An 11,410-nucleotide genomic window follows, 5' to 3' on the forward strand; every position below is an offset into this window, starting at 1 on the left:
GTGGGCTGCGGGCGGCGGCCGCGACGGGCATTCCTAGGATGTGCCTGCAATGTGGACCGCCGGTGACGGCCGGTGGCGTTCGGCGGTGGGGAGATCCAACGGTGGTGCGGCTCGGAATGCGGCGACGCATGCGTGTCTGGTTCGACGGCACGATGGACCGGGGCACCCCCGCCCTCATCGGCTGGCTGGGGCTGGCCTCGCTGGCGCTGATCACCGTCGTGACCGGACTGGCCGCGCTGTTCGCCGCCGAGGAGACCGGCAAGAGCGGCGGCTGGGCGGCCGTGCTGTGGGACAGCCTGATGCGGACCCTGGACCCCGGCACCATGGGCGGCGACGGCGGCGGGCCGGTCTTCCTCGGCCTGATGCTCGTGGTCACCGTCGGCGGCATCTTCATCGTCAGCTCGCTCATCGGCGTGCTCACCACCGGCCTCAACGACGCCATCACCAACCTGCGCAAGGGCCGCTCGCCGGTGATCACCCAGGGGCACATCGTGGTGCTGGGCTGGTCGGACCAGGTCTTCACCGTGGTGGCCGAGCTGGCCGCGGCCAACCGCAGCTCGCGCCGGACCAGCGTGGTGATCCTCGCCGACCGCGACAAGATCGACATGGAGGACCAGCTCCGGGCCCGGGTCGGCGACACCGGCCGCACCCGGGTGGTGTGCCGCTCCGGCAGCCCGCTCAAGCGGGCCGACCTCGACCTGGTCAGCCTCGACACCGCGCGGGCGGTGATGGTGCTGTCCCCGGCCGACGACGACCCCGACATCGACGTCATCAAGGTGCTGCTGCTGCTCAACAACCGGCCCTGGCCCGCGGTGCGGCCGCACGTGGTCGCCGCGGTGCAGGAGTCGGCCAACGTCGCGGCGGCCCGGCTCGCCGCCGGCAGGCACGCGCTGGTGGTCGACGCCGACGACATCGCGGTGCGGATGGTGGTCCAGTCCCACCGGCAGTCCGGCCTGTCGACCGTCTGCACCGATCTGCTCGACTTCGCCGGCAACGAGATCTACCTGCGGGCCGAGCCGTCGCTGGCCGGGCGCAGCTACGGCGACATCCTCGGGGCGTTCGAGGCGGGCGCGCCCATCGGGCTGCGCCGCGCCGACGGCGCCATCGCGGTCAACCCGCCCATGGACACCGTCCTGACCGGCACCGACGAGGTCATCCTCGTCGCCGAGGACGACCTGCTGATCGAGCTGGCGGCGACGCCGCCCCGGGTGGACGCCGACGCGATCGTGCTCGTGCCCGACAGCAAGCAGGCCCCCGACCGGACCCTGATGGTCGGCTGGAACTCCCGCGCCGAGCGCGCCCTCGACCTGCTCGACCGGTTCGCCGAGCCCGGCTCCGCGCTCGACGTCGCCGCGCCGCGCGAGCCGCAGGAGGCGCTCGCGGTCGAGCGCAGCAACCTGACCGTCGGCTTCAAGCGCTGCCAGCCGACCAGCCGCCGCGACCTGGAGTCGCTGGACCTGGGCGGATACCAGCACATCATCGTGCTGTCCGACGACACCGCCGCGCCCGACCACGCCGACGACCGGACCCTGGTGACGCTGCTGCACCTGCGCGACATCGAGGTGAACCTCGGCGAGCCGTACTCGATCGTCACCGAGATGAACGACGACAGCAACCGCGAGGTCGCCCAGGTCACCAAGGCCGACGACTTCGTCGTCTCGGCCCGGCTGATCAGCCTGCTGATGACGCAGCTGGCGGAGAACCGGCACCTGTACGACGTGTTCGCCGATCTGTTCGAGGCGTCCGGTGCGGAGATCCACCTCAAGCCGGCGGCCGACTACGTCCAGCCGGGCGCGGAGGTCACGTTCGCGACGGTGGTCGAGTCGGCGCGGCGGCGGGGCGAGTCGGCGATCGGCTACCGCACCCGCCGCGAGGCCGACCAGCCGCCCGCGTACGGCGTGGTGCTCAACCCGCGCAGGTCGCAGCCGGTGTGCCTGGACGTCGCCGACAGCATCGTGGTGATCTCCACGGACTGAGCCCACGGGACTGCCCGCCGGGCCCGCACCGGAGGTGGCACCCGGTGCCGAGGGCACGGCTCGTGCGTCGTGGTGCGGGACCTGCCGGCGGCCTGGCGGGTCCGGCCGGGGCACGCCGGTGGGGATCGCGGGGTCAGTGGCCGGTGCCGGGCAGCTCCTCGGGACCTGGGACGAGATCGTCGGCGGCCCGGGGTGCGGGCACCGCGGCCGGTCGGGCCAGGCGGCGGTCCAGCAGGTGGTTGACCCCGGCGTGCAGCAGGTTGGCGGTGACGATCGCCGGGGCGACCACGGCGACGACGCCGTCGAAGTCGATCTGGAGGGTCAGCGCCAGGATGATGGCGGTGATGCCGTTCTGCTGCGCGGCGGCCAGGTGCCAGCGGTCGGCGCGGGGCATGCCCCGCGTCAGCAGCCAGGCCGCCAGCGCCTGCGCGGCGTAGGCCGCCACGCCCAGGGTGATCCCGCGCGCCAGGGACACCCCGTCGATGAGCAGCGCGCCGAGCGCGGTGGCCGCGGCGAACATGGCGACCTGGGTCAGCCGCGGGATCCACGGCTCCAGCACGGCGGGCCGGGCGAACAGGCCGATGATCGCGACGGCGAGCATCCAGCCCGTGGCGACGGCGGCGGCCAAGGCGGCGGCGAGGATCGCGTACCGCAGCGCCGCCCGGTCGCCGGCCAGCCGCCACAGCGCCCAGCAGGCGGCGGCCAGCGCCGCGTTGCCGGCGAGGTCGGCGGCGTACCACAGCAGCGTGCCGCCGCCGGGGCCGGCGGCCCCGCCCAGCCCGAAGGCGGTCGCCGCCACCGCCGAGGCGTACACGGCCAGCAGGACCGTCACCGGGTCGTCGAACGACGACCAGGCCGCGAGCACGGTGCGGGCCCGCTCGCTCATCCGGCTGTCGTTCAGCAGCGCGGCCACCGAGAGCGGATCGATCTGCGCGACCGCGACGCCGAGGATCAGGAACAGCGGATCCTGCCAGGCCAGCGCCAGGCTGCCGCCGATGAGCAGGGCCTTGCCGCCGACGCCGACGGTCACCGCGAGGGTGATCACGCGCCGGTCGTCGCGGGCCCGGCCCAGGTCGATGCCGTACGTCGCGCCGTAGAGACCGATCGCCAGCAGCGCGTACGCGCCGAGCCGGTAGCCGGGGGAGTGGGACAGCGCGGCCACGTCGAGGTCCAGCGCCCAGGCGATCGCCAGGCCGACGGCCATGAACAGTCCGAGCTGGCCGATGCGGCGCATGTGGTTCCCCTCATCGCGGGTCGGCTCCGTCGCGACGGTGCCTCCGCGCCGGGCCGGCCGTCGACAGGACAGCTTAGCGACCTCGTGCACCAGGACCGGCTCTGTCCGATGTGGCCATTGAGCGGCTCGCGCCGGCTACCTACGATGATCGCGCCCTTACCCCTTCCGCCTGCGAGGTGCGCGATGTCGGCTGCCGAGTCACCGCCGGTCACGAGAGTCAACTGGTCCCAGCGGATGGCGGGCATCCTGGCCAGCACCGTCGCGCTGCCCCTGATCTTCGAGATGCTGCTCGCGATGGTCAGCGGCGACCCGTTCAACTTCGGCCGGGCGGGGATCGCCGTGGTCGTGGTGGGGCTGACCGCCGGGCTGCTCTACCTCGCCCGGCCGGGCTGGCTCAACGTGCAGCGCGCGCGGGGCGCGTTCCTGATCCTGGCCGGGCTGGGCAGCGCCATCCACGGCTTCCTGGTCGCGGCGGCCAACGACCTGTTCGCCAAGGAGATCGTGCAGGACGTGGTCGGCATGGCGGCGCTTATCCTCGGCGTCACCACGTTCGCGATCGGCTGCTTCTACTTCCGGGTCGAGGACGTGGCGGAGGTGATCGAGAACCCGGCGACCACCCGGCCGGCGGCTGAGGAGATCGCCGTGTCCACGGTGCCGGGGCACTACCAGGCCGACTCCAGCGACCGGGCGATGCTGGAGGCGTGCCGGGACGCGCTGAGCGTGCAGCGGCTGCACTACCTCGCGGTGTACGAGCCGCCGGACGCCGCGCCGGACGCACCGGCGCAGCGGGTGTTCAGCGTGGACGTGTTCGAGCAGAACGCCTACCGGGTGCGGCAGCTCAACCCGCACCAGCGCCGGGAGATGTACCACGACGAGGGCCTGGCGCTGATCGAGCTGCGGCACAGCCTGCGCGGCAGGCTGGATCGGCTGCACACGGGCCGTCTCGTGCGCATCGTGCTGGACGTGGAGCAGGGCGCGCTCTACTACCAGGAGCTGAGCCGGGAGCCGGCGCGGCACCTGATCGGCGTCACCCTCGACCAGGACCAGGTCTACGCCACCGACGCGGAGCTGGACGTGCTGCGCGGCACCCTGCGCAGGCTGCTGGGGCTGCCGAGAACCTGACGAGATGATGTACTCGGGGGCAGACCCGGCAGGAGGACCCCATGACAGACCTCGACCCCGGCGACCCGCTCGCGTCCGCGGCGGTGCACGCCATCCAGGCGGGTGACACGGACACCCTGACGCGGCTGCTGGCGGACAACCCGCGGCTGGCGGGCGCCCGGCTCGGCGACGGCGGCGGATACCGCACGCTGCTGCATGTCGCCACCGACTGGCCCGGCCACCGGCCGAACGGCCCGGCCACCGTGGCCGTGCTCGTGCGGGCCGGGGCGGACGTCGACGCCCGCTTCACCGGCGGTGCGCACACCGAGCGGCCGCTGCACTGGGCCGCCAGCAACGACGACGTCGACGTCCTCGACGCGCTGCTGGACGCCGGGGCCGACATCGAGGCCGACGGCGGCGTCATCGGCAACGGCACGCCGCTGGCCGACGCGGTCGCCTTCGCCCAGTGGAACGCGGCCCGCCGCCTCGTCGCGCGCGGTGCCCGGCCAAACCTCTGGCAGGCCGCCGGGCTGGGCATGCTCGACACCGTGCGGGAGCAGTGCTCCGCCGTGCCGCCGCCGCCGGCCGAGGAGATCACCGCCGCGTTCTGGCTGGCCTGCCACGGCGGCGCGCAACCGACCGCGGCGTACCTGCTGGATCTCGGCGCCGATCGCGACTGGATCGGCTACGACCAGCTCACGCCGCTGGACGCCGCGCGGCGCAGCGGTGCACACCACGTCGTCGCCTGGCTCGCCGACCTCGGTGGCCGCAGCGCGGACCAGGTGCGCGGACAGGCGTGACCCCCGGCGGGGGCATCGGTCAGTCGATGTCGAGGTCGCGCAGGTTGGTCTTGGCCAGTTCGAGGATCTCCGAGCCGCGTCCGGACAGGATCGTCCGGGTCGCGTACAGCGTGAAGCCCTTGAGCTGCCCGAACGAGACCTTCGGCGGGAGGGCGAGCTCGTGGCGGGTGGTGACGACGTCGACCACGGCCGGGCCGGGGTGCGCGAAGGCCGCCCGCAGCGCGGCCTCCAGGTCGCCGGCCTTCTCCACCCGCGCGCCGAACAGCCCCGCGGCCTCGGCCAGCGCGGCGAAGTCGGGGTTGTCCAGCTCGGTGGCGTAGTTGACGAAGCCGGCGGCCTTCATCTCCAGCTCCACGAACGACAGCGAGCCGTTGTTGAAGACCACGACCTTCACGGGCAGGTGCAGCTGGCGCAGGGTGAGCAGCTCGCCGAGCAGCATGGCCAGCCCGCCGTCGCCGGACAGCGTGACGACCTGCCGGCCGGGGTGTTCGGACTGCGCCCCGATGGCCTGCGGCAGCGCGTTGGCCATCGACCCGTGGCTGAACGAGCCGATCAGCCGGCGGCGGCCGTTCATGCGCAGGTAGCGGGCCGCCCAGATGCAGGGCGTGCCGACGTCCGCGGTGAAGATCGCGTCTTCGGCGGCGAGCCGGTCGACGACGGCGGTGACGTACTGCGGATGCAGCGGCGACTCGTCGGCGGCGCTCTCGGCTAGGCGGTCCAGCCGGCCGCGGGCGCGCCGGTAGTGGGCGGTCATCCGGTCCAGGTGGGTCGCGTCGGTCTTGGGGGTGAGCATCGGCAGCAGGGCGTCGACGGTGTCGGCGACGGTGCCCACGAGGGGGACGCCGACCTGCACCCGCCTGCCGATCTGCTCGCCGCGCACGTCGACCTGGACCACCGGGACGCCCTCGGGATAGAACTGGCGGTAGGGGAAGTCGGTGCCGAGCATGAGCAGCGTGTCGCAGTGCTCCATCGCCCGGTAGCCGGAGCTGAAGCCGATCAGCCCGGTCATGCCCACGTCGAACGGGTTGTCGTACTCGACGTACTCCTTGCCGCGCATGGCGTGCACGATCGGCGCCCGCAGCGCCCCGGCGACGTCGAGCAGCCGGTCGTGCGCGCCGGCGCAGCCCGCCCCGGCGAGGATCGTCACGCTGCCCGCCGCGTTCAGGACCGCGGCCGCGGCCGCCAGGGATCGCTCGTCGGGCCGCACGATCGGTGACGCCGCGCGGATCGACGCCGGCTTGGCCCCGGCCGGTGCCTCGTCGAGGAACACCTCGCCCGGGATGACGACGACCGAGGCGCCGCCGCGGGCCAGCGCGGTACGCATCGCGATCTCCATGACCAGCGGCAGCTGCTCGCTCACGGAGACCAGCTCGGTGTAGACGGAGCACTCGCGGAACAGGTCCTGCGGATGGGTCTCCTGGAAGTACCCGGTGCCGATCTCGGTGCGCGGGATGTGCGCGGCGATCGCGAGCACGGGCACGCGGCTGCGGTTCGCGTCGAACAGGCCGTTGATGAGGTGCAGGTTGCCGGGTCCGCAGCTGCCCACGCACACCGCGAGCTCGCCGGTGACCGCCGCCTCGCCGGCCGCGGCGAACGCCGCCGCCTCCTCGTGGCGGACGTGCTGCCAGCTGATGGTGCCGTCGCGGCGCAGGGCGTCGGTCAGGCCGTTGAGCGAGTCGCCGGGCACCCCGTACACCCGGCGCACGCCGGACGCCTTCAGGGTCGCGACCAGCAGGTCGGCCATCGTGCTAACCATCATCCGCCCCCTCGTTCGCCGGACGTGGCGGGTCCGGGTCGGAGCCGGCCGGTGTCCGGATCGTCCGGCCGGGTCTCGTGCCGCCGGGGGTGGGATCGGCGTCGATCGTGCGACCGAGATCCGCCACGAGCCGCCGACCGCGGGACCGCGAATCGGATGGTGAAAGGCGGCTCGGCGCGGTTCCATTATCGCGCCCCGGCTGCCCGCGCGCCGCCGATCGGCCCGAGCCGGTGTGCCGTCGGTGCTGGTCAGTGCCCACCCGAGTGCGCGTGGGACGGGCTCGGCGCGGGCGCCGGTGCGGCGGGTGCGGTGGCCGGCCCAGCCACCGCGGTGAACGCCGCCGTGCGCACGACGCCGCCGTGCTGGAAGTCCAGGAACAGCCGGTACGCCCCGGCGGAGGGCACCTCGGCGTGGAAGACGATCCGCGGCCCGGCCGCGGTGCGCCCGTCACCCGGCTCGCCGTCAGGGTGTACGTGCAGGTAGGCAAGGTCGCCGTCGCGCAGCGCGACCAGGTGGCCGTACGCGGCCAGGTAGGGCTGCAGGTCGGTGACGGGTGCGCCGTCCTTGGCGACGGTCAGCGTGAGCTGCGACGAGGTGCCGGGCACCAGGTCGCCGTCCAGGGTGACGGTGTAGCCGTCGACGGTCGCCGCGCGCGCCACCGGGGGCAGCGGCCGGGGCTGGTAGTCGCCCGCGGCGGGCAGGTCCGCGCCGAGGGTCAGCGGCTGGTCCCGCCCGGCGGGCTGGAAGTCGGCGAACAGCCGGTACTGCCCGGCGGCCGGCACCCGCAGGTCGGTCTCCCACACCCCGTCCGGGCCGAGCGTCGGGTGGACGTGCTGGAACCCGGTCAGGTCGCGGCGCACCACGATCAGGTGCAGGTCCTTGTCGTGCGTCGGCGTGTACGCGGTCACCGGCCGGCCGTCGGGGCCCAGCACCGAGAACCGCAGCGCGCCGGTCGACCCGGTCGGCAGGGCGGTGGTCAGCGGCTGCAACCGGTAGCCGTCCTGGACGATCTGCAGCCCGCCGGGCACCTCGGCCGGGACGCCCGCCGGTGCGGTGGCGCCGCCGTGGGCCGATCCCGAATGGTCGGCGCCGGCGGGGGCGGTGCTACTGGCGGCGGGGCGGGCCAGGTGACCGGCTCCGAACGACGCGGCGAACACCGCGACCAGGCCGAGCCCGAACAGGCCCAGTTTGAGCGGGGTGTTCATGGCTGTGCTGCCCATCACTCCTCCTTGGCGACATACCCCCATGGGGTATCCTGAGCGCGTAATGGAGCATACCCCCTGGGGGTAGCGGTGCGGAACCGAAGTGGGAAGGACCACCCGGCTCCTGCCGGGGCCGGTCTCCGCGCCGTCGGGGAGAACCGTCCCTCACCTGGGGGTATGTTCGAAGTGGATCAAGGATGGAGGCCGGCGTGGAGCACGAGCACCCAGGACACCGCCCCGAGCACGGCGGCCGCGTCGCCGAGGTCGCGCTCGACTTCTGCTTCTGCGGGACCGAGCTCGCCGCGCTCGAACGGTTCCTCACCGCCCAGCCCGCGATCACGGCGGTGCACGCCGACCGCACCCGCGCCGTGCTCCACGTGGCCTACGACCCGGCTCGCACCGACGCCGCCGCGATCCGGCGGCTGCTGAGCGGCCGGGGGTACGGCTGCGACTGCGCCGACTGCCCGGCCTCGTGCTGCCAGTCCGGCCACCCCGCCGCCGGCCGCCCCGACGAGCAGCAGATCCACACCCGGCATCCCAGCCACACCGCGGCGGCGCACGACGCCACCCCGATGGACCACGATGGCGCGGGCGACCGGCCCGACGGCGGCGGCGGGCACACGGCGCACGAACGGCATGTCGACGGTGGGCACGCGGCGCACGAACGGCATGTCGACGGTGGGCACGCGGCGCACGAGCAGCCCGGTGGCGACGGGCACGTGGCGCACGGACAGCACGGTGGCGGCGGGCATGCCGGGCACGGGGCGGACATGGTCGCCTCGATGCTGCGGCGCTTCGTCGTCAGCGCGGTCCTCACCGTCCCGATCGTGGCGTTCTCCCCGATCGGCGAGGTGTTCGGGCTGCCCGCGCAGCCGCCGTTCGGGCTGTCCATGGGCTGGTTCGGCCTGCTGCCGGCCACGGTGGTGGTGTGGTGGGGCGGCTGGCCGTTCCTGTCCTCCGCCGCGCGGTCCCTGCGCTACGGCGAGGTCACCATGATGACCCTGATCGCCGTCGGCATCCTGGTGGCGTACCTGTACTCGCTCGGCGCGACCCTGCTCGGCGGCCACGAGGTCTTCTTCGAGGCCGCGGCGATGCTCACCACGCTGAGCCTGCTCGGGCACTGGCTGGAGATGCGCTCGCGGTTCGCCACCGGCCGGGCCGTGGCGGCGCTGCTGTCCCTGGCGCCGCCCACGGCGGTGGTACGCCGCGACGGCCGCGACGCCGAGCTCCCGCTCGACCAGGTGGTCACCGGCGACGTGATCGTGGTCCGGCCCGGCGCGCAGGTCCCGGTCGACGGCACGGTGCGCGACGGCGCGTCGTACGTGGACGAGTCGATGATCACCGGCGAGCCGGTGCCGGTCGCCAAGGGCGCGGGTGACGGCGTGGTCGGCGGCACGATCAACACCACCGGCGCGTTCACCTTCACCGCGACCGCCGTCGGCGCCGACACCGCCCTGGCCCGGATCGTCGCCATGGTCCAGAACGCGCAGGCGTCGAAGGCCCCGGCGCAGCGGCTGGCCGACACCGCCGGCCGGTATCTCGTCTACGTCGCGCTGGCCGCGGGCGCGCTGACGTTCGCGGCGTGGACGCTGTGGGGCGCGCACGGCGCCGGGTTCGCGCTCACCGCCGCCGTGTCGGCGATCGTCATCGCCTGCCCGGACGCGCTGGCCCTGGCCACCCCGACGGCGATCACCGTCGGTGTCGGGCAGGGCGCCCGCGGGGGAGTGCTGTTCAAGAACGCCACCGCGCTGGAGGCGGCGGCCGGCGTCGACACGGTGGTGTTCGACAAGACCGGCACGCTGACCCGCGGCCGGCCGGAGGTCACCGACCTGGTGCCCGCCGCCGGGTTCACCGACGACGAGCTGCTGGGCCTGGCCGCCCGGGCCGACCGGCCGTCGCAGCACCCGCTCGCCGCCGCGATCGTCGACGCGGCCGTCGCGCGCGGTATCGACGTGTCGCCTCCCGAGGCGTTCGACTCGCTCCCGGGGCACGGTGTGTCCGCCACGGTCGGCGGCCGCCGGGTCCTGATCGGCAACGCGCGGCTCATGGAGCGCGAGGGCGTCGACGTCACCGCGCTGCGGCCGCGGGTGTCCGCGCTCGCCGCCGACGGCCGGACCGCGATGTACGTCGCCGTCGACGGGGGACCGGCCGGTGTGCTCGCCGTCGCGGACCCGGTCCGCGAGCAGGCCCGCGCCGCCGTCGCCGCGTTGCACCGGGCCGGGGTGCGCACGGTGATGCTCACCGGCGACCAGCGCGCCACCGCCGAGGCCGTGGCCCGGACGCTGGGCATGGACACGGTCGTGGCCGAGGTCCTGCCCGCCGACAAGGCCGGGCACATCGCACGGTTGCAGCGGGCCGGGGCGAGGGTCGCGATGGTCGGCGACGGCGTTAACGACGCCCCGGCCCTGGCCTCGGCCGACGTCGGGGTGGCGATCGGCGCCGGCACCGACGTGGCGGTGGAGACGGCCGACGTGGTGCTCCTCCGCGACGACCCGGCCGACGTCGCGTACGCGCTGCGCATCGCCCGCGCCGTGCGGCGGAAGATCAAGCAGAACCTGTTCTGGGCCGCCGTCTACAACCTGCTGGCGATCCCGGTCGCGGCGGGAGTGCTGTATCCGAGCCTCGGCCTGCTGCTGCGCCCGGAGTGGGCGGCGCTGCTGATGAGCGCCTCGACGATCATCGTCACGTGCAACGCGCTGCTGCTGCGCCGCACCCCGGTCAGCGGGCGCGGCGCCAGGGTGCGGGCCGGCCGTGCAGCCACCACTCCAGCCGCCGGGTGATCCACGGCAGCATCACGTAGGTCATCAGCGGCGTCAGGCACAAAGTGATGATCAGGGTGCGGGAGAGGAGCGAGGCCCCGGTCAGCAGCCGCCCGGCCACCGCGTTGGCCAGCAGGCTGAGCGGGAAGAACACGAGCCAGATGGTCACCGCCTGCTTCCAGCGCGGCGGGGCGGGCGGCCTGGCCTCCTCGACGCTGTGCTCCTGCGGCGGGTCGAACCAGCCCTCGATGCCGGTGCGCCGCTCGGTGCGGGTGTGCTCCACGATGCCCTGGGCCGACGACAGCCACCACTGCCGCTGCGACGAGGTCTCCCAGTCGTGCAGCGCCGCCGCGTCGGCGAACCGGTAGAGCATGTGCCAGTCGGTGGAGCCGGGGCCGGGCCGGACCCAGCCCGCCCCGAGGAACCCGGGGAACTCCTCGGCCAGCGTCGTCCCGGCCCGCATCCAGGCGATCATCTCCCGGGCGTGGCCGGGGTCCGCCCGGCGGGTGATGGCGATGGTCACTGGTACGGCCGTGTCGTCGCTGGTCATGCCTCTATCTTGCCGAGGGCCGCGGCGGCTGG

General features: G+C 74.2%; 8 protein-coding genes. 4 read left to right on the plus strand and 4 right to left on the minus strand.

The annotated features are described in order from the left end of the window. Nucleotides 1–128: 128 nt before the first annotated feature. Nucleotides 129–1,976 (plus strand): hypothetical protein, encoded by a 1,848-nt coding sequence (locus tag AB0J67_RS00410; RefSeq protein WP_363474649.1) that lies wholly within the window; start codon nt 129–131, stop codon nt 1,974–1,976. Nucleotides 1,977–2,109: 133 nt separating this feature from the next. Here the strand turns inward: AB0J67_RS00410 and AB0J67_RS00415 are convergent, their stop codons facing one another. After that, nucleotides 2,110–3,210, minus strand: coding sequence for a hypothetical protein (locus AB0J67_RS00415; RefSeq protein ID WP_363474651.1), 1,101 nt, complete (start codon nt 3,208–3,210; stop codon nt 2,110–2,112). A gap of 183 nt (nt 3,211–3,393) precedes the next feature. Between AB0J67_RS00415 and AB0J67_RS00420 the strand changes: the two genes are divergently transcribed. Together AB0J67_RS00420 and AB0J67_RS00425 are read left to right on the plus strand one after the other, a co-directional pair. Then, nucleotides 3,394–4,332: a hypothetical protein gene (locus AB0J67_RS00420; RefSeq protein ID WP_363474653.1), complete on the plus strand. Its 939-nt coding sequence runs from the start codon at nt 3,394–3,396 to the stop codon at nt 4,330–4,332. Between the two features lie 41 nt (nt 4,333–4,373). Further along, on the plus strand, nt 4,374–5,111 hold the full coding sequence (locus tag AB0J67_RS00425) for an ankyrin repeat domain-containing protein (protein ID WP_363474655.1): 738 nt from the start codon (nt 4,374–4,376) through the stop codon (nt 5,109–5,111). A 19-nt stretch (nt 5,112–5,130) separates the two neighbouring features. Here AB0J67_RS00425 and poxB read toward each other — a convergent pair whose 3' ends face one another. Both poxB and AB0J67_RS00435 read right to left on the minus strand, forming a co-directional pair. Further along, entirely contained in the window at nt 5,131–6,870 is a 1,740-nt protein-coding gene (gene poxB, locus AB0J67_RS00430; protein WP_363474657.1) for a ubiquinone-dependent pyruvate dehydrogenase, read from the minus strand. Between the two features lie 245 nt (nt 6,871–7,115). After that, nucleotides 7,116–8,087, minus strand: a complete 972-nt coding sequence (locus AB0J67_RS00435; protein WP_363474659.1) for a hypothetical protein — start codon at nt 8,085–8,087, stop codon at nt 7,116–7,118. Nucleotides 8,088–8,278: 191 nt separating this feature from the next. Here AB0J67_RS00435 and AB0J67_RS00440 point away from each other — a divergent pair, with 191 nt between their 5' ends. Further along, a complete protein-coding gene (locus tag AB0J67_RS00440; protein WP_363474661.1) occupies nt 8,279–10,849 on the plus strand; it encodes a copper-translocating P-type ATPase in 2,571 nt (856 codons plus the stop codon). Here the strand turns inward: AB0J67_RS00440 and AB0J67_RS00445 are convergent. Continuing rightward, nucleotides 10,788–11,378, minus strand: a complete 591-nt coding sequence (locus AB0J67_RS00445; protein WP_363474663.1) for an antibiotic biosynthesis monooxygenase — start codon at nt 11,376–11,378, stop codon at nt 10,788–10,790. The genes AB0J67_RS00440 and AB0J67_RS00445 overlap by 62 nt on opposite strands. Nucleotides 11,379–11,410 lie beyond the last annotated feature (32 nt).

Source organism: Catellatospora sp. NPDC049609 (assembly GCF_040675365.1).
Taxonomy (GTDB): Bacteria; Actinomycetota; Actinomycetes; order Mycobacteriales; family Micromonosporaceae; genus Catellatospora.

Excerpts from the sequence above, each read along its gene's own strand:
- AB0J67_RS00410 (WP_363474649.1), top strand. The coding sequence starts at position 129 with ATGCGTGTCTGGTTCGACGGCACGATGGACCGGGGCACCCCCGCCCTC.
- AB0J67_RS00415 (WP_363474651.1), bottom strand. The coding sequence starts at position 3,210 with ATGCGCCGCATCGGCCAGCTCGGACTGTTCATGGCCGTCGGCCTGGCG.
- AB0J67_RS00420 (WP_363474653.1), top strand. The coding sequence starts at position 3,394 with ATGTCGGCTGCCGAGTCACCGCCGGTCACGAGAGTCAACTGGTCCCAG.
- AB0J67_RS00425 (WP_363474655.1), top strand. The coding sequence starts at position 4,374 with ATGACAGACCTCGACCCCGGCGACCCGCTCGCGTCCGCGGCGGTGCAC.
- poxB (WP_363474657.1), bottom strand. The coding sequence starts at position 6,870 with ATGATGGTTAGCACGATGGCCGACCTGCTGGTCGCGACCCTGAAGGCG.
- AB0J67_RS00435 (WP_363474659.1), bottom strand. The coding sequence starts at position 8,087 with ATGGGCAGCACAGCCATGAACACCCCGCTCAAACTGGGCCTGTTCGGG.
- AB0J67_RS00445 (WP_363474663.1), bottom strand. The coding sequence starts at position 11,378 with ATGACCAGCGACGACACGGCCGTACCAGTGACCATCGCCATCACCCGC.